Below are 23,306 nucleotides of genomic sequence, written 5' to 3'. Positions count from 1 at the left end.
CCCACACCCCCGGGCGTCCGGGCCGCGCGGGCCGCGGCCCCCGCCTCGTCGCGCCCGGCGCCCGCCCGCCCGTACGCTTTCTGGAATGGAGATACGTCCGGTCCGCTATGACCACCCCGACGCGGTCGCCCTCGACGCGCTGGTGCAGCAGGAGTACGCCTGGCGCTACGGCGACGAGGGCGACATCACCCCGCTCACTCCGGAGATGTTCACCCCGCCGCACGGCACGTATCTGATCGCGTACGACGGCACCCGCCCGCTGGCCACCGGCGGATGGCGGCGGCAGGAGGACGCGGCGGAGGGGTACGCGGTCGGCGACGCCGAGATCAAGCGGATGTTCGTGCTCCCGGAGGCGCGCGGGCGGGGGCTGGCCCGGCGGATCCTGGCCGTCCTGGAGGCCGACGCCCGGGCCGCGGGGCGCTCCCGGATGGTGCTGGAGACCGGGATCAAACAGCCGGAGGCGCTGGAGCTGTACGCCTCCAGCGGCTATGTGCTGGTCGAGAAGTTCGGTCTGTACCGGACGTACGAGGACAGCCGCTGTATGGCGAAGGCGCTGGTGGCGGAGGGCTGAGGCAGCCGGGGCAGCCGACCGCCCCGCGCGGGCGGAGGGCTGCCCCGCCACCCGAGCCCGCCCATTGTTGACATGTCTCCGCACCGCTCCCCATACTCATTCCACTAATCAACTAGCTAAAGGGGGGATCCGGGTGAGCGACCCGAGCCCATGGGCCATCGAGGCCGAAGGACTGGGGAAGAAGTACCTCCGCGGCTGGGCGCTGCGGGACTGCTCCTTCCGGCTCCCGGCGGGCCACATCTGCGCCCTCGTCGGCCCCAACGGCGCCGGCAAGAGCACCTTCCTGGGCACCGCGACCCGGCTGGTGCAGCCGACCACCGGCACCCTGAAGCTGTTCGGCGTCCCGGTCACCGACCCGGCCGTGCTGCCCCGGATCGCCTTCCTCGCCCAGGACAAGCCGCTCTACCCCCGCTTCACGGTGGCCGAGACGCTACGGCTGGGCCGTGAGCTCAACCCGCGCTGGGACCAGGCGCTGGCCGAGCGGATCGTGCGGTCCGGCAAGGTGCCGCTCAGCGCCCGTATCGGCACCCTCTCGGGCGGCCAGCGCACCCGCGTCGCCTTCGCCCTCGCCTTCGGCAAGCGGCCCGAGCTGCTGCTGCTCGACGAGCCGATGTCCGACCTCGACCCGCTCGCCCGGCACGAGCTGTCCGGGCTGCTGGTGGCCGAGGCCGCCGAGCACGGCACCACCGTCCTGATGTCGTCCCACATGCTCTCCGAGATCGAGGTCATGTGTGACTACCTCGTCGTCCTCGCCGAGGGCCGGCTGCGGATGGCCGGCCAGACCGATGACCTGATCCCCGCCCACCTGCTGGTGACGGGCGTCGCCGAGGGGGACGACGGGGTGCCCGAAGAGCTGCGCCGGCACCACACCGTGGTCGAATCCCGGGTCAGCGGGCGGCAGTTCAGCGCCCTGGTCCGCAGCGGCGGGCCGTTCTCCGACAGCTGGGAGGTGCTGTCGCCGAGCATGGAGGAGGTCCTGCTGGCCTATCTGCGCTCACCCGACGCCCCCACCCTCGTCATGGACGGGGCCGGCGCCGGCGGAGCGGGTGAAGCCGCGGCATGAGCACGACCCACACCTCCGGCCCTGCCGCCGCGGCCGAGGAGGACGGCCCGGCCGGTACGGCCGGCGGCCGCCGCGGTCCGCTGCACGGCCTGCCCTGGCTGGTCTGGCACCGGCACCGCACCGTGCTGCGCACCCTCCTGCTGGCCACCGTCGTGGGCTGTGCCGCGTTCGCCTACCAGCGCATCGGCGTACAGGGCTTCCTGCACACCCACGGCACCTCGCCCGGCGGCCCCGACGAACAGCTGGTCACCGCGTTCCGGAACAGCTACGGCTCGGCGTTCGACAGCGACCTCAGCTTCATGCGTTACCTGCCCGTCGTCATCGGCGTCTTCCTCGGCGCACCGCTGATCGCGGGCGAGCAGGAGCACGGCACCCTCACGCTGGTCACCACCCAGTCGGTGAGCCGCGGCCGCTGGATCGCCGCCACGCTCGGCCTGCCGCTGGCCGTCGCGGTGCTGTGCACCACCCTGCTGTCGGCCCTCTTCACCTGGCTGTGGACCCCGGCCCACGGGCTGATCGCGACCGGCGACTGGCTGGCGGACGGCCCCTTCGACAGCACCGGCCCCGTCCCGGTCGCCATGACCCTGTTCCTGACCTCCTGCGGGATCGCCCTCGGCATGCTGATCAAGCGGGTGGTGCCGGCCATGGCGGCCACCGCCCTCCTGGCCACGGTCGCCGGCGTGCTCTGGGCCGAGCAGGTACGCCCCCGGCTCGGCACCCTGCGCAGCGTCAGCTACCCGTACGACTCCGACAACGGCCCCCGCCTGCCGTTCGACGCCGTACGGATGGACGACTGGGTGTCCACCGCGGACGGCAAGCTCTACGGCTTCGGCACCTGCGTCAACGGCGGCGAGGCCGATGCCTGCCGGGCCAAGCTGGGCATCGTCAACCGGGTGACCCAGTACTTCGACTACGGGCAGCTGTCCGGCATGCAGTGGCGGGGCGCGGCGCTCCTGCTGGCGCTGGCCGCCGTGGTGCTGGCGTGCGTCGTCTGGCGGGCACAACGGCGGCCGCTCTGAACGGGCAGCCGCGCGACGGCCGATACGGGCGGGCGGCCGCGGGTCCATACCGTACGGGGCACGCCCCGGGCGGCGCTTTGACACCCGGGACGGCCGGCCTGATCATCAAGCGGTCGGGCAGCCCGGCCCCGGCGGCCCCCAGGACGGCACGGCCGGAAGAAGCAGAGAGGTGGTGAGCGTCGTCGAGTTCCGGATCGACCGTCGCAGCGGTGTAGCCACCTACCTCCAGATCGTCCAACAGGTCCAGCAGGCACTGCGGTTGGGCGTCCTGGTGGAGGGCGACCGGCTGCCGACCGCCGCCCAGGTGGCCGCCACGACCAAGGTCAACCCCAATACGACCCTCAAGGCGTACCGCGAGCTGGAGCGGGAGGGCCTGGTCGAACCGCGCCCCGGCCTCGGCACCTTCGTCAGCCGTACGCTCGCCCGCCCCGAGTCCGCCGCGGACGCCCTGCTCCGCGAGGAACTCCGCTCCTGGATGGACCGGGCCCGCGCCGAGGGCCTGGACCGGGAGGACGTCCAGGCGCTGGTGACCTCGGTGCTCCAGGACCGGTACCCGGCGGACGGCTGAGCCGGCGGACGGGCCCGGCGCCCGTCCTCCCCGAACGGCCCGGACGGGGCGGGGCGCCCCGGCACCCGCCCCGCCCCGCTTGACCCTCACGCGACGTCAGGCCGCACGCTGAAGCCACGGCACGGCCCCGGCCACCGGTGACCTCACCACCGGAAGACCGCGGTCCGGCCGGACATGACGGGACGAAAGGCGCTGCGATGAGCTACTCGGTCGGGCAGGTCTCCGGCTTCGCGGGGATCACGGTGCGGACCCTGCACCACTACGACACATCCGGCCTGCTCTCCCCCAGTGACCGCAGCCCCGCCGGCTATCGCCTCTACAGCGATGCCGACCTCGCGCGGCTCCAGCAGATCCTCTTCTACCGGGAACTCGGCTTCCCCCTCGACGAGATCGCCACCATCCTGGAGGACCCTCAGGCCAACGCCCTGGACCACCTCCGCGCCCGGCACCGCCTCCTCAACGACCAGATCACCAAGCTGCGACGGCTGGTCGAGGTCGCCGAACACGCCATGGAGGTCCAGCAGACCGGCGTGGAGCTGACCCCCGAGGAGCGGTTCGAGGTCTTCGGCGAGGTGACCTTCGACCTCACCTACGCCACCCAGGCCCACCTCAAGTGGCAGCACCGCGAGGGCCATCAGCGCTCGATGGCGCGGGCCGCCGCGCACTCCAAGGAGGACTGGGCGACGATCATGGCCGAGGCCGCCGACTGGCGCCTCCGGCTCCGCGCGGCCTTCGACGCCGGGGAGCCGCCGGACGGCACCCCCGCCATGGACCTCGCGGAGGAACACCGCCGGCACATCGCCCGCTGGTTCACCCCGTGCCCCACCGACATGCACACCCGGATCGCCGACGACTTCGCCACCGACCCCCGCGCCTTCGCCCTGCTCGTCCCACCCACCGAACAACGCCCCGGCCTCGCCCCGTACCTGCGCACCGCCGTACACGCCAACGCGGTCCGCCAGTCGCCGGGCGCCGGGGGCTGAGGGGCGGGCGGCTGCCCGTACGGGGGGGGGCGAGGGGCGGGCCGAGGGGCGGGCAGCTGCCCGGTCCCGGGGGTGCCGGGCAGCCGCCCGCCCGGAAGCAACCGCCGGGCGGCGGCCGGTCGCGAGGGCTCACCGCATCCGCCGCATCGCCCTGCCCGCCGTACCCGCTCTGTCCGCCGTACCCGGCACGCCCGCCCCCCGGCGCATGCGCCCACACCACCCGACCCGGAGAAAGTTGACCGCTCCATGACAAAGATCCTGATCACGGCCGCCGGATCGTACGGCGACATCGCCCCGTACACCGGCCTGGGCGCCCGGCTCCGCGCGGCCGGCCACGAGGTCGCCCTCGCCACCCACGACAGCTACGCCACGCTCGTACGGGCCGCCGGCCTGGAGTTCCGCCGGCTGCCGGCCGACCCCCGCACCCGCCGCACCGCCACCGAGCCGGGCCGGCCCTCAAGCCCCGGCGGCAACCGCGACCTGATGCGCCAGGCCGCCGCCTTCATCAGGGAGCTGGGCACCGGCCTCGCCGACGCCGCCCGCGAGGACACCGGCCTGCTCCTGCTCTCCGCCACCACCGCCCCGCTCGGCCACCACCTCGCGGAGGCGCGGGGCATCCCGTTCCTGGACCTGCCCCTCGTGCCCGGCGCCCCCACCGGCGACTTCGCCCCGGTGGTCAGCGGCGGCCGCTCACTGGGCCGCTGGGGCAACCGCGCCGCCGGCCGGCTCTCCCTCCGCGTCATCGACCGCCTCTACGCCGACGCGACCCGCGAGCTGCGCGCCCGCCTCGGACTGCCGCCCGCCACACCCCGTACGGTCCGCCGCCGCGCCGAAGCCGCCGGCCGCCCGGTCCTGCACGGCTTCAGCGAGGTCCTGGTGCCCCGCCCCACGGACTGGCGCCCCGGCCTCGACATCGTGGGGAACTGGTGGCCCTGGCATGCGCCGGACGACCGACTCCCGCCTGTCGTCGAGGACTTCCTCGCCGCGGGCCCGCCCCCGGTGTTCGTCGGCTTCGGCAGCATGGCGGGCGGCGCGGGCGAGCGGCTGAGCGCGCTCGCGGCGGCCGCGCTGCGCCGCGCCAAGGTCCGCGGCATCCTCCAGTCCGGCTGGGCCGGCCTGTCCGCCGGGCACCCCTCCACGGACGCCGACCTCCTCACCATCGGCGAGGTCCCGCACGCCCTCCTCTTCCCCCGGATGGCCGCGGTGGTGCACCACTGCGGCGCCGGCACCGCCGCCGCGGGCGTCCGCGCCGGCGTCCCCACCATCCCGGTCCCGGTCACCGCCGACCAGCCCTTCTGGGCCGCCCGCCTGGCCGCCCTGGGCGTCGCCACCGCCCCGATCCCCTTCAAGGAACTGTCCGGCGACCGCGCCGTAGCCCGCCTCTCCCACGCCCTCACCCAGGCCACCGAGGCCCCGGCCCGCCGCGACCACGCCCTCGCCGCCGCCCACCGCCTCGCCACCGAGGACGGCGCCACCGAGGTCCTCAAGACAGTCGAGCACCTGACAGCAGCCGAACACCCGCCGGCCTGAGCGACCACCGGCCCCGCCCGGCCGGCACCTGCCCGAGCTCATCCCCCGCCCGCCGGCCGTCGCCCGCTGCCCGCTGCCCGTCCGAGCTCGCCCCCGTCGCCCGCCGTCCGCCCGAACTCGCCCCCGCCCGTCGCCCGCCCGGACTCGTCTCCCGCCGGCCGCCCGAACAGAACCCGCCCGGCCGACGCTCAGCCACCCGTTCGGCGGCCCGGCGCCCCGCCCCGGGATGCGCGCGCCCGCCACCAGGCGTGGGCTCGCAACTATGACCACGTTCCGCAAAAGCACCCCGCTGCGCAGAATGCTGCTGCTCGCCATAGCCCCGACGGCCACGAGCTGCGTCCTCGCCCTGGCGGCCTCCCAGGCGGCCCTCGCCGCCCCGGCCGGCACCTGGGACCACCCCACGAAGGCCCGCCACCGCATCAGCTCGCCCTACGGCGTCCGCGGCAGCTGGCAGGCCGGTCACCACACGGGCATCGACCTCGCCGTCCGCGCCGGGACCAAGGTCAGGTCCGTGGGCTCCGGCACCGTAGTCCTCGCCAAAAGATCGGGCGCCTACGGGAAGGCCGTGACGATCCGGATGAACGACGGCCACTACACCCTCTTCGGCCACCTCTCCCGCATCACGGTCCGCCCCGGCCAGAAGGTCCGCGCCCGCACCCACCTCGGCTACAGCGGCGCCACCGGCCGCGCCACCGGCCCCCACCTCCACTTCGAGGTCCGCACCGCCCGCCACTACGGCTCGGACATCAACCCCCTCCCCTACCTGGCCAAACGCGGCATCCTCCTCACCCACCCCACCCGCGCCTCACACTCCCCCCGCCACCACCACCGCGCCAAGCACCACCACCGCCACGTCCACGGCCACAGCCACAGCCACAGCCACAGCAACCGTCATCATCACCACCACCCCCACCACCCTCACCGCCACCGCCGCTAGCCCCACCACCGACAGGCCCCCACCCCACCCCCTCTGAGTCCCCCTCAGCCCGCACACTGGAGTGATCGTCGGCCGGGCTCCTCACTCTCCGAGACCCGCAAGGCCGAGCGGCAGCTCCGGGAGCAGCGGTTGGCGTCCCGACACCGGCGACGCGACAGGCGCAACGCACGAAAAAGCCCCCACCGGATATCCCCGGCGGGGGCTTTGACGTGCTGTGGACCTGAGGGGATTCGAACCCCTGACCCCCTCGTTGCGAACGAGGTGCGCTACCAGCTGCGCCACAGGCCCTTGCGACGAGTGAAACTCTAGCATCTCGGTCGCGGTGCTCGGAAATCGCTTCCGGTGCTGGTCAGCGGAGGGCCGTCACTCGTTCGCCGCGCGCGGGCGGTCCTCGTCCTCGTACTGGTCGAAGAGGGGGGTTCGGCCGCGGGTGCGGCGGCCGGGGTGGGTGGGGCGGTCCGCTTGGGGGTCGTGGTGGGGGTGGTCGGCGGCGGCGCTGGAGCGGGCGGAGCTCCAGGCGTCTTCGGCGTCCAGGTCGACATGGCTGGTGGCGCGCGGGGCGACCGGGGCGGTGACGTAGGTGGGGAGGGGGACCGGGACCGGCTCCCAGCTGCCGGCCGCGGGGCGCTCGCGTTCGCGCTGCTGGTCGACCCACTCGGCGTGGTCGGTCTCCTCCACCAGGGCGCGGCGGCCCGCGGTATGGGCGGGGGTCGCGGGGCGGGGCGGCTCCGGGGCGGCCTCGGCCGGGGTGTCAAGGCCGGGCTCGGCCGGGTGCTCGTCGGCGGGCGGCTGGTCGGCCGCCTGCGGAGGGCGGCGCCGGCCCTCCCGCAGTCGCTGGGCCGCCGCCTCCGCCTTGCGCCGGTCCATGGTGAAGGTGAAGCGCCGCCGCTCCTGGGCGCGCAGGTAAATGATGTACGCGGTCAGGAGGAGGGCGGGGAGGGCGGGGGCCCAGAGGAAGGGGAGGCCGCCGACCGCGGCGACGATGGCGCCGATGGTGAAGGTGAGGAACAGGATGGTGATGGTGCGACGGCGGCGGGCGAGGACCTTGGCGCGCTTGGTCCGCTCGGCGGCGGAGGGGCGCGGCGGGGCGGCCTGCACCCGGGTGTGGCCGGCCTCGGCCGGGTCCGCAGCGGGGTCGCCGAAGGCCCGGGCGGCGGCCTCGTCGGCCGGAGCGTCCGGGTCCGCTTCGTCGCCCGCATCGTCGGCGGGGTACTCCCCGTGCCGCTTGTCGTAGCGGCGCTGCATCGCCGCGCGTCCGGACAGCAGCCGGATGGCGGTGCTGAAGCGCTCGGTCGGACGGGCCTCGTTGAGCTCGTCCTGCCTACGGAGCCACATCGGCACCAAATAGGCAGCCCAGGCCCCGACGATGACTGCGTAGATGAGGCCGCTGCTTCTCACAACTCACACGGTAGAGGGGTTTGCATGGGGCCATCCGCCAATTGGGCCGGTGTGTCGCACGATCTGGCTGATATCTCGAACTTTTTTGTGATCGTAGAGATCAGCTCCTCCGCCGATCCGGTCATTCGGCGAATGCATTCGAACATTTATTTTATTTGTGGGGTGCGCCGGGCGTCCGCGGTTTCCCCCGCCGCCAGCGGTTGACCAGACCTTCGGGCACCTCTTCCGCGGTGAGGACGAAAACCGCGTGGTCGCGCCAGGCGCCGTCGATGTGAAGGTAGCGCGGGCGGATGCCTTCTTCCCGGAACCCGAGCTTTTCGACCACCCGGCGGCTGGGGATGTTCTCCGGGCGAATGCAGATCTCGATGCGGTGCAGGCCCACGGCCCGGAAGCAGTGGTCGACGGCGAGCGCCACGGCCGTCGGGATGACACCGCGGCCGGCGACTTCCTGGTCGACCCAGTAGCCGATATGGGCGGAGCACATGGAGCCCCAGGTGATACCCGCGACCGTCAGCTGGCCGACGAGCCGGCCGCGGTATTCGACGACGAACGGCAGCATCCGGCCGGCGTGCGCCTCGCCGCGGAGATGGCGGACCATCTGACGGAACGTGGGGCGGTGCGGCGGCGCGAGGCCGGGCGGGGGCGGCGGGATGGTCGCTTCCCAGGGGCGCAGCCAGTCGCGGTTACGGCGGTTGACCTCACGCCAGGCCCGTTGGTCGCGCACCCTTATCGGGCGGAGGGTGACCTCACCGTCCGTCAGGATGACCGGCCAGGGCGCGTTCAGCTCGGGCTCCCGGAGGGTCTGGGGTGGTCGCCGCCGCGGATCTGGTCGACGGCGTGCGGCAGCAGCTCGGTGAGGACGGCGAGGCCGTCGCGGACCCCGCCGGAGGAGCCGGGGAGGTTGACGATCAGGGTCGTACCGGCGACGCCCGCCAGGCCGCGGGAGAGCGCGGCGGTGGGGACCTTCGTGCGGCCGGCGGCGCGGATCGCCTCGGGGATGCCGGGGACCTCGTAGTCCAGGACCCGGCGGGTGGCCTCGGGGGTGCGGTCGGTGGGTGACAGGCCCGTGCCGCCGGTGGTGAGGATGACGGCGTACCGGTCGGCGGAGACGGCGCCGCGCAGGGCGGCCTCCACCGGGTCGCCGTCGGGCACCACCTGCGGGCCGTCCACCTCGAAGCCCATGGCCGCCAGGCCCTCGGCGAGCAGCGGGCCGCTCTTGTCGGCGTAGAGGCCGGCCGCGGCGCGGTTGGAGGCGGTGACGACGAGGGCGCGGGCGGAGGTCATGACCGGCTCCAGTCGCCGGACTTGCCGCCGGTCTTCTCCTCCACGCGGATGTCGGAGATCACCGCGGCCTTGTCGACGGCCTTGATCATGTCGACGACGGTGAGCGCGGCGACGGAGACGGCGGTCAGCGCCTCCATCTCGACGCCGGTGCGGTCGGTGGTCTTGACCGTGGCGGTGATCTCGACGGCCTCGTCGGTGACGGCGAGATCGACCTTGACGCCGGAGACGGCCAGCGGGTGGCAGAGCGGGATCAGGTCGGGGGTGCGCTTGGCGCCCATGATGCCGGCGATCCGGGCGGTCGCGAGGGCATCGCCCTTGGGCATGCCCTCGCCCCGCAGCAGCTCGATGACCTGCGATGACACCAGGACGCGGCCGCGGGCGCGAGCGGTGCGGGCGGTGACGTCCTTCCCGGAGACGTCGACCATCCGCGCCGCGCCCGCCGCGTCGAGATGGGTGAGGTGTTGCTGGCCGCTGCTCATCGTTCTCCCGGTACCAAACTGCCGCCTGTGGGACGACACCGTACCCCCGGCGGCAGCGGGCTATCCGAGCAGGACGACCTCCACGTCCGCGCCCGCGGGGACCTCGGTGGTGTCCTCGGGGACGATGATCAGCGCGTTGGCGTGCGCCATGGCTTTGATCAGGTGGGAGCCGGCGCCGCCGACGGGGGTGACCGTGCCGGCCTCGGCGTCGTAGGAGCCGCGCAGGAACTGGCGCTTCCCCTTGGGCGAGGAGGCGACGGCCTCGGTGCAGCGGGCGGGAGTGGTGGGGCGGTGGACCTCGGGCAGGCCCATGAGGGCGCGGATGGCCGGGCGGACGAACAGCTCGAAGGAGACATACGAGCTGACGGGGTTGCCGGGCAGCGCGAGCAGCGGGATGCGGTCGGGGCCGATGAGGCCGAAGCCCTGGGGTTTGCCGGGCTGCATGGCGAGCCGGCGGAACTCGACCGTGCCGTCCGCGAGGGACGAGCTGTCGGGCTCCGTCTCGGACAGGGCGACCAGCGTCTCCTTGACCACGTCATACGCGCCGACGCTGACACCGCCGCTGGTGACCAGGATGTCGGCCCGGATGAGCTGGTCCTCCAGGGTGGAGCGGAGGGTGTCGGCGTCGTCGGCGACGGCACCGACGCGGTAGGCGATGGCGCCGGCGGCGCGGGCGGCGGCGGTGAGCTGGAAGCTGTTGGAGTCGTGGATCTGGCCGGGGCCCAACGCCTCGCCGGGCTGGACCAGTTCACTGCCGGTCGACAGCACCACGACGCGGGGGCGGGGGCGGACCCGGACCGTGCCGCGGCCGATGGCGGCGAGCAGGCCGATCTGGGAGGGGCCGAGGACCGTGCCCGCCGCCAGGGCCGACTCGCCTTCCGGGACATCGCTGCCGCGGGTGCGGATGTGGGCGCCGGCGGCGGCCGGGCGGTGGACGCGGACCTCGCCGCCGGCGTCCTGGGGGGCGGCGCTGTGGGCGCGCATCGTGGCGGCCGGCCCCTGGCCCGTGCCGCCGTCGGTCCACTCCACGGGAACGACGGCCCCGGCGCCGGGCGGTACCGGGGCGCCGGTCATGATGCGGGCGGCCTGGCCGGGCCCGATCGCGGGCAGCTCACCGCTGCCCGCCGCGACATCGCCGATGACGGTGAGGGTGACCGGGGCGCTCTCCGTGGCGTCCGCGACATCGGCGGCCCGGACCGCGTAGCCGTCCATGGAGCTGTTGTCGAAGGGCGGCAGGGCGACCGGGACCGTGATGTCCTCGACCAGGACGCAGCCCTGGGCGTCGAGGAGTTGCAGCTCGATCGGGTCGAGCGGAGCGATCTTCGACAGCACGTCGTCGAGATGCTCGGCCACCGACCAGACGCGGTCCTGGTGGCTGGTCCGGCCGGTGGCGTTGTTCAACGTCTCACATCTCCTCGGTGACGTAACTGCGAAGCCAGGTCCGGAAGTCCGGGCCCAGGTCTTCACGTTCGCATGCCAGTCGGACAATGGCACGCAGATAGTCGCCGCGGTCGCCGGTGTCATAGCGGCGGCCCTTGAAGATCACGCCGTGCACCGGGCCGCCGAGGCCGGGGTCGGCGGCCAGCGCCTGGAGGGCGTCGGTGAGCTGGATCTCGCCGCCGCGGCCCGGGGCGGTCTTGCGCAGCACCTCGAAGACGGCCGGGTCGAGGACGTAGCGGCCGATGATGGCGAGGTTGCTGGGGGCCTCGGCCGGGTCGGGCTTCTCGACCAGGTCGGAGACGACCACGACATCGTCGTCGCCGGTGGGGGCGGCGGCCGCGCAGCCGTAGAGGTGGATCTGCGCGGGGTCGACCTCCATGAGGGCGATGACGGAGCCGCCGTGCTGCTCCTGTATCTCGACCATGCGCGCCAGCAGCGGGTCGCGGGGGTCGATCAGGTCGTCGCCGAGGAGGACCGCGAACGGCTGGTCACCCACGTGTGGTGCGGCACACAGCACCGCGTGGCCCAGGCCCTTGGGGTCGCCCTGGCGCACGTAGTGCATGGTCGCCAGGTCGCTGGACTCCTGCACCTTGGCGAGCCGGGACTCGTCGCCCTTGCGGTGCAGGGCCTCTTCGAGCTCGTAATTGCGGTCGAAGTGGTCCTCAAGGGGGCGCTTGTTGCGGCCGGTCACCATCAGGACGTCGGAGAGCCCGGCGGCGGCGGCCTCCTCCACCACGTACTGGATGGCGGGCTTGTCGACTACCGGGAGCATCTCCTTGGGTGTGGCCTTTGTGGCGGGGAGAAACCTGGTGCCGAGGCCGGCTGCGGGGATGACAGCCTTGCTGATCCGTGTGTGCGATGGGGTCATGCGCGACACCATAACCGGCCCTATCGGCACGATGATGAGGGTCTGGTGAATAGAGCATGAGAGCGGGAGCAAGGGCGCACAGTGAGCATCGGCCACGATAGGAAGCACAGGTTGCGGCGGGATCTCCTGGAGGTGAGGAGAGCGTTGCCGCCGGATGTCGTCGCGGCGACGGGCGAGGCGCTGGCGCGACGCGCGCTGGAGCTGGACGAGTTGGTGTGGCCGGTCGCCCCGCGGCCCGGGGCGCTGCCCACGGTCGCCGCGTATGTCTCGATAGGCGGCGAGCCCTCCACCCGCGCCCTGCTCGATCTGCTGCGGGCGGAAGGCGTGCAGGTGCTGCTGCCCGTGCTGCTGCCGGACAACGACCTGGACTGGGCGCTCTACGAGGGCGCCGAGGGCCTCGTACGGGCGGACCGCGGGCTGCTGGAGCCGGACGGGCAGCGGCTGGGCCCGGAGGCCGTCACGGAGGCGGACGTGGTGCTGCTGCCGGGGCTCGCGGTGGACCGTCGCGGGCTGCGGCTGGGGCGCGGCGGCGGCTCCTACGACCGGGTGCTGGCGCGGCTGGAGCGGGCCGGGGCGCGGGCGTCGCTGGTGGTGCTGCTGTACGACGCGGAGGTGCTGGCGGAGGTACCGGGCGAGCCGCACGACCGGCATGTGCATGCCGCGGTGACCCCGTCGGGCGTGCACCGGTTCACGGAGCCGGGGGAGCCCGCGGAGGGCTGAGGCGGGCCGTATACGGGCGGGCGGGCGGCGGCCGGGCAGCACGGCCGACGGGGAAACGGCCGGGCGGAACCGGAAAGCCGTGCGGAGGAAACGGAAAGCCGTCGGGAGGAACCGGAAAGCCGTCGGGCGGACCGGATTCCTCCGGCCCGCCCGACGGCTCGGCGCTCACCAGGTGGCGGCGTGCCCGCCACCCGCGCCCCTACGGGGACAGCGTCAGCGTGTCCTTGCTCGCGTTCTTCACGGCCTTCTCGCTGTACGCCCAGGGCAGCAGGTCACCCTTGGCCCACTTGTCGGTCTGGTCGTAGTAGTGCGCGTCGTAGGCGTGCCCGGAGGCGCCGGTGAGGTTGATCCAGCGGGACTTGTCGAGGTCGGCGAGGTTGACCACCATCCGCATCGACGGGACCCAGGTGACCCCGTAGCCGCCGGCGGCGTTCCAGCCGGTGGCGTCGACCGCGGCCTCACCGCCGCCGAGGTTCCAGGGGCCGCGGTTGAACAGGCCCTGGAGCATGCCGGGTCCGTCGGTGCCCAGGGTCTGGTTCGTCAGGAACATCTGGTGCAGCCGTCCCCAGCTCCAGTTGTCGATGTTCTTGCCCAGCTTGGAGGTCAGCTCGTAGCGCGCGTCCTTCATGGCGTGTGCCAGGAGCTGGTCGCGGTTCTTGTCACCGGGGCGGTTGGGCCGGTCCTCGGTCTTCCACCAGGCGTTGTCCGGGTCGTCGAGGATGCCGCGGACGACCTCGTACCAGCGGTCGCCGCCGTCGGGCTGGGCGGTGTCCCCGGCCCGCTCGCCGCATTCGCGGAGGTACTTGTCGTTCTCGTCGGCGGGGCCGGTCTCGTCGGCCGGGCGGACGGTGAGGCACTGCCCGTCGGGGCGCACCTCCTTGGGCATCTTGTTGCCGAAGGCGAGCTTGAGGGTGTTGCGCCAGACGGCATTGAAGTAGGCGGCCGCGGCGGAGTCGGGCTCCTGGGTGAAGTCCCAGCCCTCCAGCAGCTGCTGGGCGTCGCGGACGTACTTGTCCTTGATGTCGATCTTCGTCAGGTAGGGCGTCAGCAGCCGGGCGATCTCACTGCTGTTGTCCTTCTGGAAGGTCTGCATGTCGTCGGTGGAGACCTTGCCGCCGTCCTTGATCTTCGACTCGATCAGGTCGTTGATCCGCTGGCTGCGGGAGCCGTAGCCCCAGTCCTTGGTGAGGAGGTAGGGGTACTTCTCGTCGGTGACGGCCTGGTTGGCGGTGACGATGTAGCCGCGCCGGGGGTTGTACTCGTACGGCAGGGCCTTCTGCGGGATGTAGCCGGTCCACTGGTACTTCGGGTTCCAGCCGGGCGCCGGGTAGGTGCCGTCGAACTGGCCCTCCCCCTTGCCGCGGACCGGGATCCGGCCGGGAGCCTGGTAGCCGATGTTGCCCTTGGTGTCGGCGTAGATCAGGTTCTGGGACGGGACCTCGAAGTGGGCCGCGGCCTTGCGGAAGTCGTTCCAGTCCTTGGCGCGGTTCATCTCGAAGACGGCGTCCATGGACTTGCCGGGGTCCAGCGCGGTCCAGCGCAGCGATACGGCGTAGCCGTCACCGCGGTCCGGGGCGGCGTTGCCGACCGGGGCGTCCTTGCCGACGTTGGCCAGTTCGCCGTTGCGGTCGGAGACGATCGGCCCGTTCCTGGTGGACCGGACGGTGATCTCGCGGCTCTCGCCGCCGGCGACCTTGATGGTCTCCTTGCGGGTTATGAAGGGCTGCTGCTTGTTGTCGTAGAAGTACCCGTCGGCGTTGACCTTCTCCAGATACAGGTCGGTGACGTCGGCGCCGAGGTTGGTCATGCCCCAGGAGATGTCCTGGTTGTGGCCGATGACGACGCCGGGCATCCCGGAGAAGGTGAATCCGGAGGCGTCGTAGTTGCACTTGGGGCTCGTGGTGCGGCAGTGCAGGCCCATCTGGTACCAGAGCGACGGCATCTGGGGTGCCAGGTGCGGGTCGTTGGCGAGCAGCGGTTTGCCGGTGGTGGTGTGGGCGCCGGAGACGACCCAGGAGTTGGAGCCGATGCCGTTGCCGTTGGGGCCGAGCAGCGCCGGGACCTCGTTCATCGTCTTGGACAGCGAGGACAGCTGCGTCTGGAGGCCGGCGGTGACCCCGCCGGGGCCGGCCGGGGCGGCGTTCGCCGAACCGCTGGGCGTGAACCGCTTGGAGGCGGGGTCGACCGCGCCGCCCTCGACGATCGGCTTGTTCCGCTTGTACGGGTATGCCGGGTAGAGCTGGGCGATCTGCGCGGGGGTGAAGCGACTGGTCATCAGGGACCGGTCGATCTCCTCCTGCATGTTGCCGCGCAGGTCCCAGGCCATCGCCTTGAGCCAGGCCACCGAGTCGACCGGGGTCCACTTCTCGGGCTTGTAGTCGTTCTCGAAGTCCAGCGCCGCGTACTCCAGGGACAGCGCGGATCCCTCGTGGTCCTTGAGGTAGGCGTTGACGCCCGCGGAGTAGGACTGGAGGTACTTCTTGGTGCCGGGCGACAGCTTGGTGTCGTACTCCTTCTGCGCCACCTCGTGCCAGCCGAGGGTGCGCAGGAACGAGTCGGTCTTGACCTGGCCTTTGCCGAACATCTCCGAGAGCCGGCCGGCGGTCATGTGCCGCCGTACGTCCATCTCCCAGAAGCGGTCCTGGGCCTGGACGTACCCCTGGGCGCGGAAGAGGTCTTCGTCGGTGTCGGCGTAGATCTGCGGGATGCCGTGGGCGTCGCGGGTGACGTCCACCGGGTTGGTCAGTCCCGGGAGTTTGAGTGAGCCCGTGGTCTGCGGGAACGACGCACGGACGGTACTGACGCCCCAGAACGCGCCGAAGCCGATGCCCGCCACGAGCAGCAGCACGACCGTGATCGCGACGAGGCGGCCGCGCCGCCCCTTCTTCTTCCTGGGGACTGGGCCGGACTTGTTGGCGGGCATCTCTGTCCTTCGAGGGGCAGGGTGGGAGTGCTGGAGCAACCATAGGCGCACGGGTTCAAGGACCCCTACGCGGAGTCACCGCCAGCGCAGCCAACATTCAAGTAATGGTAAATTGTTAGTCTCAGTAACTAGATACGGTAAGGAAAGCCGCCGGAACCCGTGCGAGGAAGGATCAGCTCCTGTCTGTCGACCACCTCAATGAACTCCTGCTGGTCTGCTCGCTCGTACTGCTCATTGCGGTCGCCGCGGTACGGCTCTCCTCGCGCAGCGGGCTCCCCAGCCTGCTCATCTATCTGGGGATAGGCGTCGCCATAGGACAGGACGGGCCCGGTGGCGTCATCTTCGACAACGCCGAGCTGACCCAACTCCTGGGCTATACGGCGCTGGTCGTGATCCTCGCCGAGGGCGGCCTGGGCACCAAGTGGAAAGAGATCAGACCGGCGCTGCCCCGGGCGGCAGCGCTGTCGACGGTCGGCGTCGCGGTGAGCGTGGGGGTCACCGCGGCAGGAGCGCACTATCTGGCCGGACTCGACTGGCGCCAGGCGCTGCTGATCGGTGCCGTGGTCTCCTCGACGGACGCCGCGGCCGTCTTCTCCGTGCTGCGCAGTGTGCCGCTGCCGGCCCGCCTGACCGGCGTACTGGAAGCCGAATCCGGCTTCAACGACGCCCCCGTGGTCATCCTCGTCGTCGCCTTCTCCACCGCGGGGCCGGTCGAGCACTGGTACACCCTGCTCGGTGAGATCACCCTGGAGCTGGCGATCGGCGCCGCCATCGGTCTGGCCATCGGCTGGCTCGGCGCGTACGCCATGCGGCATGTGGCGCTGCCCGCGTCCGGCCTGTACCCGATCGCCGTCATGGCCATCGCGGTCTCCGCCTACGCGGCCGGCGCGCTGGCGCACGGCTCCGGCTTCCTCGCCGTCTACCTGGCCGCGGTGATCCTCGGCAACGCCAAACTGCCGCACGCCCCGGCCACCCGCGGCTTCGCCGAGGGCCTCGGCTGGCTCGGCCAGATCGGCATGTTCGTCCTGCTGGGCCTGCTGGTGACCCCGCACAACCTGATCGACGACATCGTCCCGGCGCTGGTGATCGGCATGATCCTGACGCTGGTGGCCCGGCCTACCTCGGTGTTCGTGGCGCTGATGCCGTTCCGGGTGCCGTGGCCGGAGAAGGTCCTGCTGTCGTGGGCCGGGCTGCGCGGTGCGGTGCCGATTGTGCTGGCCACCATCCCGATGGTGGCTGATGTCCCGGGCAGCGAACGGGTCTTCAACATCGTCTTCGTGCTGGTCGTGGTCTACACCCTGGTCCAGGGGCCGACACTGCCCTGGCTGGCCCGGCGGCTGCGGCTGGGCGACGGCGAGGAGGCCGCCGACCTGGGCATCGAGTCGGCGCCCCTGGAGCGGCTGCGCGGCCATCTGCTGTCCACGTCCATCGGCCCGGCGTCCCGTATGCACGGCGTCGAGGTCGGCGAGCTCCGGATGCCCGCGGGCGCCGCGGTCACCCTCATCGTCCGGGACGGCTCCAGCTTCGTGCCGTCACCCGCCACGGTGCTGCGGCGCGGCGACGAGCTGCTGGTGGTCGCCACCGATCCGGTCCGGGACGCGGCGGAGCGGCGGCTCCAGGCGGTCTCCCAGGGCGGCAAGCTGGCCGGCTGGCTGGGGACCGGCGGCCCCACGGGACGGTCGCGGCACCGCCACCGCTGAGGTCCGGCCGCTCCCCGAGCGGGAATGTGCTGTATCTCTCCACGGATCCCAAGGGAATTTACGTTCTGCCCTGACCGATCCCAGGGCTGCACGCCCCGCGGCCTGTAGTATGAAGAGGCACATCGACGAACCAACTCTGCCTGATGCAGAGCTGGCGCGACCGCTCGGCGGCCGCGGTCCCCCTGCCTTACGCAGCCACCTCTCCCGGTGCGGACCACGCGGTATCACTCGGTCCTGCGCGAGAGGACAGCTCTCGGCGCGTTCCCGTGACGACCTCGCGGGTGGCGCGCTACCAGGCGGCAGAAAGGCCCGGCCGTGGCATCCGCGGTCAAGGACTCCCGTTCCGGATACGGACCACTGCTCCGCACCCCTGGTGCATGGACATTCCTGCTGCCCGGCTTCCTGGCCCGGCAGCCCTTCGCCATGCTGACGATCGGCATCGTGCTGCTCGTCCAGTCCACCACCGGCTCGTACGGCACCGCGGGCGCGGTGTCCGCCACGACCGGTGTCTCGATGGCGCTGTTCGCCCCGCAGAGCGGCAAGCTCGCCGACCGCTTCGGGCAGCGCGCGGTGCTGATCCCCGGCGTGCTGGCGCATGTCGCCGGTGTCGCGGCGCTGATCGCCCTCGCTCTCGCCCACGCCCCCCTGTGGGCGCTGTTCGTGGTGGCGGTCCCCACGGGCGCCTCGACGCCGCAGGTCGGCCCGATGGTGCGGGCCCGCTGGGCCGCCCGGCTCGGCGGCAGTCCGCTGATGCCGACGGCCGCCGCCTTCGAGTCGGTGACCGACGAGTTCACCTTCGTGGTCGGCCCCGTACTGGCGACCGCGCTGTGCACCGGCATCCACCCGGCGGCCGGGCTGGTCGCCGAGGCCGCGCTGACCCTGGCCGGCGGGCTGCTGTTCGCCGCGCAGAAGCGCAGCCAGCCGGCGGTGCACCGGGCGCAGGCCGGCGACCGGCCGCGCGTCTCGGCACTGTCGGTGCCCGGCGTACGCGTCCTGATCGTGGCGTTCCTCGGCATCGGCGCCGTCTTCGGCGGGATGCAGGTCTCGCTGACCGCCTTCACCGAGCACATCGGGCAGCCCGGCATCAACGGCGTGCTCTACGGGATCTTCGCGGGCGGCAACATGCTCGCCGGTATCGCCTGCGGCGCCCTCGCCTGGAAGGTCGGCCCGCGGCGCCGGCTGCTGGTCGCCTACGGGCTGCTGGCGCTGGCCACCACCCCGCTGTGGGCGGTCACCGCGATGCCGCTGCTGGGCGCCGTCGGCCTGGTCGTCGGCCTGTGCATCGCCCCGGCCCTGATCACCGGCTACACCCTCGTGGAGTCGCTGGTGCCGGCCGCCGCCCGCACCGAGGCGTTCACCTGGCTGACCGGCGCGGTCGCGCTGGGCCAGGCGGCCGCGGCCACCTCGTCCGGCCAGCTGGCGGACCGCTTCGGCCCGAGCATGGGCTTCCTGGTGCCGCTGGCAGGTACGGCGCTGGCCCTGACGGTGCTGCTGGCGCTCCGCGCCCACCTGCTGCCGCGCTCCTCGACCGTGGTCGCCGGCGCCCCGGCGGACGGCGCCGACGCCCGGGTTCCGGCCGTTTCCGAGGACCGCGAACGGGAGCTGGCGCGCGCCTGACCGAGCGTGGAGTCGGTCACCGTCCGCCGGTCACGGTGGACTGGCGGGCGGGAATACTGCAATATGGAGCGTCGTTAGCACTCATCGAGTGAGAGTGCCAGGAGGAAGACAAGTGCCGACCTACCAGTACCAGTGCACCGAGTGCGGCGAGGGCCTCGAGGCGGTGCAGAAGTTCACCGACGACGCGCTCACGGAGTGCCCCGCCTGCAACGGACGCCTCAAGAAGGTGTTCTCCGCGGTCGGCATCGTCTTCAAGGGCTCCGGCTTCTACCGCAACGACAGCCGCGGCTCGTCGTCCAGCAGCAGCCCCGCCAAGAGCACCTCCGCGTCGGGCACGACGTCCTCCTCGGACTCGTCGAGCTCCTCGTCCGGCAGCTCCGACAGCAAGTCCTCCGCCCCGGCCGCCGCTTCGTCCACCAGCAGCAGCTCGGGCACCAGCTCCGCCGCCTGACCCCGCACGTGCCCGGAACCCGCCGTCACCGACGGCGGGTTCCGTCGTCTTACGGCTTGCTTTCGTCCCCGCCATCCGCCTTCCCCCTCCGCCGCGCCCCGATAGTGTGATCGGCATGGCTGACGCGGAGATTGGCGTTATCGGCGGATCGGGTTTCTACTCCTTCCTCGACGACGTGACCGAGATCACGGTAGACACCCCCTACGGGCGCCCGAGCGATTCACTGTTCCTGGGAGAGATCGCCGGCCGCCAGGTCGCATTCCTGCCCCGGCACGGCCGCGGCCACCACCTCCCGCCGCACCGCATCAACTACCGCGCCAACCTGTGGGCCCTGCGCTCCCTCGGCGTACGCCAGGTCCTCGGCCCGTGCGCGGTCGGCGGACTGCGCCCCGAGTACGGCCCCGGCACGCTGCTGGTCCCCGACCAGCTCGTCGACCGCACCAAGGCTCGGGCCCAGACCTACTTCGACGGCGAGCCGCTTCCCGACGGCAGCACCCCCAACGTCGTCCATCTGACCTTCGCCGACCCGTACTGCCCCACCGGACGCCGGACCGCCCTCACAGCGGCCCGCGGCCGCGACTGGGAGCCGGTCGACGGCGGCACCCTCGTCGTCATCGAGGGCCCCCGCTTCTCGACCCGCGCCGAATCGCGCTGGCACGCCGCACAGGGCTGGTCGGTGGTCGGCATGACCGGTCATCCCGAAGCCGTCCTGGCCCGCGAACTGGGCCTCTGCTACACCTCGTTGACCCTGGTCACCGACCTGGACGCGGGCACCGAGACCGGTGAGGGCGTCTCCCACGACGAGGTCTTCAGGGTCTTCGCCGAGAACGTCGGCCGCCTGCGTGAGGTCCTCTTCGACGCGATCGCCGGCCTGCCGGACAACGCGGCCCGCGACTGCCTGTGCACCGGCGCCCACGTCGGCTGGGACCTGGGCATCAAGCTGCCGTAACGCCCCGCGGAGCGCTCGGTCTCCCCCTCCCGGGTGGCCGAGTTGTCCACAGGAGCGGGGCCGTCCACAGCCCCGAGCGGGCGGACGGAGTCTTCCGGCACGGTGGTGATCAGCGGTTCACCCGACCCCTCACCCCCTGGCGGTGCCACCATGCTCCGGACCACTCCCGCTCCCCCTTCCCCAGCCGTCCCCGACCCCCTCTCCGCGCCACTGCCCGCTCCCCCGCCGTGTGAAGTGCCGCACTTCCCACCGGTCCGGGCGGGCGGCGGCCGGCGCCGAGGGGTGCGGCTCGCGCGGCAGCGCTTACTGGCCGCCGGCCTGGCGCTGACCGCCGCAGCACTGGCCGGCGGGGCGTCGTACGGTGCCGTACGAGACACCCCGGCCCCCGGATGCCCATCGGCGGCGGCCCCGGGAGGGCGGTGAACCATGCTCCAAGATCAAGTGGCCTCCGCGCCCGCCCCACGCGAGACTGCTGCGCATGGCGGGGCACCCGCCGCGCGCCAATGGGGGCGCGCCCACCGCACCGGTACCGCGGCTTCCGTCCCTACGGCCCGCACGCTCGGCCTCCTCCCCCGGAACCACCGATTCCGCGCCGACGCACCGGCTGCTGGATGCTTCATGTCACACGACTGGACACCCCTGCCCCGCCCTGACGTAAGTTGCGGTGCTGATGGTTGGTGCACCGCCCGTAGTGAGCATGGAAAGAGGCTGTCAGGTGAGCGAGAGCAAGGGCGTCCTTCAGGGATTCAAGGAATTCCTGATGCGCGGCAACGTCATCGAACTCGCGGTCGCGGTCGTCGTCGGTGCGGCCTTCACCAACATCGTCAACGCGGTGGTGAAGGGCATCATCAACCCCATCGTGGGCGCGCTCGGCTCGCAGAACCTCGATCACTACCAGGCGTGCCTGACCGCCACCTGCGCCAAGGATCCCAAGACCGGCGCGTTCACCGACGGGATCTACATCCTCTGGGGCTCGGTGCTCAGCGCCGCCCTGACCTTCCTGATCACCGCCGCGGTCGTCTACTTCCTCATGATCCTTCCGATCAACAAGTGGAAGGAACGCCAGGCGGCCCGTCAGGCCCTGGAGGCGGCCCCCGCCGACCCCACCGAGATCGAGCTGCTGACCGAAATCCGCGATGCCCTGCTCGCCCAGCGCACCGCCGCACCGTCCGTGCCCGCACCCATGTCGGGCACCATCGGCACCCAGAAGACGCACGAGTAACAGACCCCCGCGGCCGACGAACCCCGCCCGCTCACCTCGCTCAGAGGTGGTGCGCTCCCCTCGCTCAGAGGTGGTGGGGCGGCTTCTCGTCCAGAAAACGGGCCAGATCGGCAGCGCTATCGCCCCCGGCCGGACGCTCGCCCCAGCCGCGGTCGGTGTCGTCCGAGGACTGCTGGTTCAACGGGTCGTCAAAGATCAGCTTCGCGGCGGGCCGGGGGGCCGCCGGGCGGACGGTGGGTGAGGGCGCGGGGGTGCGCTCGGTGGCGGAGGGCGTCTGCTCGGTGGCGGGCGGCATCTGCCCGGCCTCGGAGGGGGTCTGCGCGGCGGCGGAGGGCGCCTGCTCGCCGGTGGCGGAGGGCGTCTGCTCGGCCTCGGAGGGGGTCTGCGCGGCGGCGGGGCCGTCGTGGGGCGCGGGCGTCGGCTCGGGTTCGGGGGTGCTGCTCACGTGTCCAGGGTACGGGCGGGGCGGGAGCGGGTCAGGCGTCGGCTTGGACCTGGTCGGGCGGATTGGGCAGGGCGGCTTTGGGGCTGGGGCCGGTCTGGGCGGATTGACAGGCTGGGGCCGGACCGGGGGATTGGGGCTGGGCCGGACTGGGCAGACCGACGCCGGGAGCGGGCCGGACGGGTTGGCGCTGGGACCGGACTGGGCGGATTGGTACTGGGAGCGGGCCGGGCGGGGGCGCTCGGGCGGTCCGTTGCCGGGGCGGGTTGGCGTCCGGGCCCGTCCGGTGCCGGGGCGGCTGGGCATGAGTGGGGGCCGCGCCGTCCCGCGGGGTGGTGGCAGGGTCTGTCGGTCAGGGGTGATGGAGCGCCTGGGCGCGAGCCGCATCGAGGGGCCCGTCCTCAGGGATCCGGAGGTAGTGGTTCACCTGCCACGCCTGGGTGGTGCGGGCCTGCCGATTGGTGGTCTCCACCCACGGCGGGTAAACGCGAAACGCCCGCTTTCCGCCGGAGCCGTTCCGGGAAACGATGCCGCGCTCACACAGCACATCGCGCGGAAAGACGAAGTGCCCGAAGTGGCCGCCCTCGCGAGTGCTGATGACGAAGAGGTCCACCGGATCCCCGGAGTCGAACGGCTGAATCGGCCCGCCGGGGCTCCGCTTCCACACCGTGACGAACTGACCGACCTTCGTCGGGGTGGTCTTGGCAACCCGGAACCGGACGGAGGAGCCGTCGAGAGTGAATTCATGTGCCGCGTACTCAGCACTCTCCGCCTCGGGAACCGGCCGGGAGCAGATGAACCCACAGGGGTCGTAAACCCTCTTCTTCGCCGCGAGGAGCTCAGCATGCAGGGATTCCCCATCCGGCCAGGGCGCGGGAACCATGGACCGGCACTCCGAGGATTCTTCGGGCTTTGTCACCATTCCCCCATCGTGTCATTGCCGCCCGCCGGACATACCTGCGGGACGGGGATATCGGTTTCCACGAGGGACGGTGGGGCCAGCCAAGGACGCCCCGCCGGCGGGGCTACCAAACGAAACGTCCTCTGAGTGAGCGTTTGGTTCATATATCAGGTGCTTCAGGATGGTTCTGAGTGGCCAAGCGCGGGTGCCGGCTTGGCGATTCGCTCGGAAAACGGCTTAT

The 23,306-nt window shown here is 72.3% G+C and carries 22 protein-coding genes and 1 tRNA gene; 13 read left to right on the top strand and 10 right to left on the bottom strand.

Annotated features, from left to right (window positions below; translation table 11 throughout):
* Positions 1-85: 85 nt before the first annotated feature.
* From ACFWJW_RS21560 to ACFWJW_RS21530, 7 genes are all read left to right on the top strand, one after another.
* On the top strand, positions 86-571 hold the full coding sequence (locus ACFWJW_RS21560) for a GNAT family N-acetyltransferase (RefSeq protein WP_387243614.1): 486 nt from the start codon (positions 86-88) through the stop codon (positions 569-571).
* Between the two features lie 133 nt (positions 572-704).
* Positions 705-1,634 (top strand): ABC transporter ATP-binding protein, encoded by a 930-nt coding sequence (locus tag ACFWJW_RS21555; protein WP_387243611.1) that lies wholly within the window; start codon positions 705-707, stop codon positions 1,632-1,634.
* Positions 1,631-2,653, top strand: coding sequence for an ABC transporter permease (locus ACFWJW_RS21550; RefSeq protein WP_387243610.1), 1,023 nt, complete (start codon positions 1,631-1,633; stop codon positions 2,651-2,653). The genes ACFWJW_RS21555 and ACFWJW_RS21550 overlap by 4 nt, the downstream gene beginning before the upstream one ends.
* Positions 2,654-2,822: 169 nt before the next feature.
* A complete protein-coding gene (locus tag ACFWJW_RS21545; protein ID WP_387243607.1) occupies positions 2,823-3,221 on the top strand; it encodes a GntR family transcriptional regulator in 399 nt (132 codons plus the stop codon).
* 197 nt (positions 3,222-3,418) lie between these two features.
* Entirely contained in the window at positions 3,419-4,204 is a 786-nt protein-coding gene (locus ACFWJW_RS21540) for a MerR family transcriptional regulator (RefSeq protein ID WP_387243604.1), read from the top strand.
* 246 nt (positions 4,205-4,450) lie between these two features.
* The gene (locus tag ACFWJW_RS21535; RefSeq protein ID WP_387243601.1) at positions 4,451-5,734 is read left to right on the top strand and encodes a glycosyltransferase; all 1,284 of its coding nucleotides are present in this window, start codon (positions 4,451-4,453) and stop codon (positions 5,732-5,734) included.
* Positions 5,735-5,996: 262 nt separating this feature from the next.
* A complete protein-coding gene (locus ACFWJW_RS21530) occupies positions 5,997-6,671 on the top strand; it encodes a M23 family metallopeptidase (RefSeq protein WP_387243598.1) in 675 nt (224 codons plus the stop codon).
* Positions 6,672-6,886: 215 nt separating this feature from the next.
* Here the strand turns inward: ACFWJW_RS21530 and ACFWJW_RS21525 are convergent.
* The 7 genes from ACFWJW_RS21525 to galU all read right to left on the bottom strand — a co-directional run bounded on the left by ACFWJW_RS21525 (position 6,887) and on the right by galU (position 12,140).
* Positions 6,887-6,959 (bottom strand) — tRNA-Ala (locus tag ACFWJW_RS21525).
* Positions 6,960-7,034: 75 nt separating this feature from the next.
* A complete protein-coding gene (locus tag ACFWJW_RS21520; protein WP_387243595.1) occupies positions 7,035-8,069 on the bottom strand; it encodes a hypothetical protein in 1,035 nt (344 codons plus the stop codon).
* Between the two features lie 151 nt (positions 8,070-8,220).
* Positions 8,221-8,853 carry a GNAT family N-acetyltransferase gene (locus ACFWJW_RS21515; protein ID WP_387243817.1) on the bottom strand — a complete coding sequence of 211 codons (633 nt, stop codon included), beginning with the start codon at positions 8,851-8,853 and terminating at the stop codon, positions 8,221-8,223.
* Positions 8,850-9,353, bottom strand: a complete 504-nt coding sequence (locus tag ACFWJW_RS21510) for a molybdenum cofactor biosynthesis protein B (protein ID WP_387243592.1) — start codon at positions 9,351-9,353, stop codon at positions 8,850-8,852. Before ACFWJW_RS21510 ends, ACFWJW_RS21515 begins: the two co-directional genes overlap by 4 nt.
* Entirely contained in the window at positions 9,350-9,832 is a 483-nt protein-coding gene (gene moaC / locus ACFWJW_RS21505) for a cyclic pyranopterin monophosphate synthase MoaC (protein WP_387243589.1), read from the bottom strand. Before moaC ends, ACFWJW_RS21510 begins: the two co-directional genes overlap by 4 nt.
* Positions 9,833-9,892: 60 nt before the next feature.
* Complete coding sequence (gene glp / locus ACFWJW_RS21500; RefSeq protein WP_387243586.1) at positions 9,893-11,233, bottom strand: gephyrin-like molybdotransferase Glp; 1,341 nt, start codon at positions 11,231-11,233, stop codon at positions 9,893-9,895.
* 4 nt (positions 11,234-11,237) lie between these two features.
* Positions 11,238-12,140 (bottom strand): UTP--glucose-1-phosphate uridylyltransferase GalU, encoded by a 903-nt coding sequence (gene galU, locus ACFWJW_RS21495; protein ID WP_387243583.1) that lies wholly within the window; start codon positions 12,138-12,140, stop codon positions 11,238-11,240.
* Between the two features lie 87 nt (positions 12,141-12,227).
* On the opposite strand from galU, the gene ACFWJW_RS21490 reads away from it, so the two are divergent.
* A complete protein-coding gene (locus tag ACFWJW_RS21490) occupies positions 12,228-12,860 on the top strand; it encodes a 5-formyltetrahydrofolate cyclo-ligase (RefSeq protein WP_387243814.1) in 633 nt (210 codons plus the stop codon).
* A 199-nt stretch (positions 12,861-13,059) separates the two neighbouring features.
* Here ACFWJW_RS21490 and ACFWJW_RS21485 read toward each other — a convergent pair whose 3' ends face one another.
* The gene (locus ACFWJW_RS21485; protein WP_387243581.1) at positions 13,060-15,783 is read right to left on the bottom strand and encodes a penicillin acylase family protein; all 2,724 of its coding nucleotides are present in this window, start codon (positions 15,781-15,783) and stop codon (positions 13,060-13,062) included.
* A gap of 179 nt (positions 15,784-15,962) precedes the next feature.
* Here ACFWJW_RS21485 and ACFWJW_RS21480 point away from each other — a divergent pair, with 179 nt between their 5' ends.
* From ACFWJW_RS21480 to mscL, 5 genes are all read left to right on the top strand, one after another.
* Positions 15,963-17,483, top strand: a complete 1,521-nt coding sequence (locus ACFWJW_RS21480; RefSeq protein ID WP_387243811.1) for a potassium/proton antiporter — start codon at positions 15,963-15,965, stop codon at positions 17,481-17,483.
* A gap of 315 nt (positions 17,484-17,798) precedes the next feature.
* Entirely contained in the window at positions 17,799-19,100 is a 1,302-nt protein-coding gene (locus tag ACFWJW_RS21475) for an MFS transporter (protein WP_387243578.1), read from the top strand.
* Between the two features lie 112 nt (positions 19,101-19,212).
* Complete coding sequence (locus ACFWJW_RS21470; protein ID WP_387243575.1) at positions 19,213-19,551, top strand: FmdB family zinc ribbon protein; 339 nt, start codon at positions 19,213-19,215, stop codon at positions 19,549-19,551.
* A 115-nt stretch (positions 19,552-19,666) separates the two neighbouring features.
* Positions 19,667-20,500 carry an S-methyl-5'-thioadenosine phosphorylase gene (locus ACFWJW_RS21465; protein ID WP_387243572.1) on the top strand — a complete coding sequence of 278 codons (834 nt, stop codon included), beginning with the start codon at positions 19,667-19,669 and terminating at the stop codon, positions 20,498-20,500.
* Positions 20,501-21,215: 715 nt separating this feature from the next.
* Entirely contained in the window at positions 21,216-21,722 is a 507-nt protein-coding gene (gene mscL / locus ACFWJW_RS21460; protein ID WP_387243569.1) for a large conductance mechanosensitive channel protein MscL, read from the top strand.
* 64 nt (positions 21,723-21,786) lie between these two features.
* Here the strand turns inward: mscL and ACFWJW_RS21455 are convergent, their stop codons facing one another.
* Both ACFWJW_RS21455 and ACFWJW_RS21450 read right to left on the bottom strand, forming a co-directional pair.
* A complete protein-coding gene (locus ACFWJW_RS21455; RefSeq protein ID WP_387243566.1) occupies positions 21,787-22,167 on the bottom strand; it encodes a hypothetical protein in 381 nt (126 codons plus the stop codon).
* Between the two features lie 349 nt (positions 22,168-22,516).
* On the bottom strand, positions 22,517-23,047 hold the full coding sequence (locus ACFWJW_RS21450) for a MepB family protein (RefSeq protein ID WP_387243809.1): 531 nt from the start codon (positions 23,045-23,047) through the stop codon (positions 22,517-22,519).
* Positions 23,048-23,306 lie beyond the last annotated feature (259 nt).

Source organism: Streptomyces sp. NPDC127097 (genome assembly GCF_042724075.1).
GTDB lineage: Bacteria > Actinomycetota > Actinomycetes > Streptomycetales > Streptomycetaceae > Streptomyces.
The sequence above is the reverse complement of the archived record's forward strand: the minus strand, read 5'-3'. Positions and strand labels throughout refer to the sequence as shown.

Bases quoted from the DNA above. Each gene is read 5' to 3' on its own strand.
- ACFWJW_RS21530 (WP_387243598.1), top strand. From the start codon at position 5,997: ATGACCACGTTCCGCAAAAGCACCCCGCTGCGCAGAATGCTGCTGCTC.
- ACFWJW_RS21510 (WP_387243592.1), bottom strand. From the start codon at position 9,353: ATGACCTCCGCCCGCGCCCTCGTCGTCACCGCCTCCAACCGCGCCGCG.
- ACFWJW_RS21535 (WP_387243601.1), top strand. From the start codon at position 4,451: ATGACAAAGATCCTGATCACGGCCGCCGGATCGTACGGCGACATCGCC.
- ACFWJW_RS21485 (WP_387243581.1), bottom strand. From the start codon at position 15,783: ATGCCCGCCAACAAGTCCGGCCCAGTCCCCAGGAAGAAGAAGGGGCGG.
- ACFWJW_RS21540 (WP_387243604.1), top strand. From the start codon at position 3,419: ATGAGCTACTCGGTCGGGCAGGTCTCCGGCTTCGCGGGGATCACGGTG.
- ACFWJW_RS21550 (WP_387243610.1), top strand. From the start codon at position 1,631: ATGAGCACGACCCACACCTCCGGCCCTGCCGCCGCGGCCGAGGAGGAC.
- ACFWJW_RS21465 (WP_387243572.1), top strand. From the start codon at position 19,667: ATGGCTGACGCGGAGATTGGCGTTATCGGCGGATCGGGTTTCTACTCC.
- moaC (WP_387243589.1), bottom strand. From the start codon at position 9,832: ATGAGCAGCGGCCAGCAACACCTCACCCATCTCGACGCGGCGGGCGCG.
- ACFWJW_RS21560 (WP_387243614.1), top strand. From the start codon at position 86: ATGGAGATACGTCCGGTCCGCTATGACCACCCCGACGCGGTCGCCCTC.
- galU (WP_387243583.1), bottom strand. From the start codon at position 12,140: ATGACCCCATCGCACACACGGATCAGCAAGGCTGTCATCCCCGCAGCC.
- ACFWJW_RS21450 (WP_387243809.1), bottom strand. From the start codon at position 23,047: ATGGTTCCCGCGCCCTGGCCGGATGGGGAATCCCTGCATGCTGAGCTC.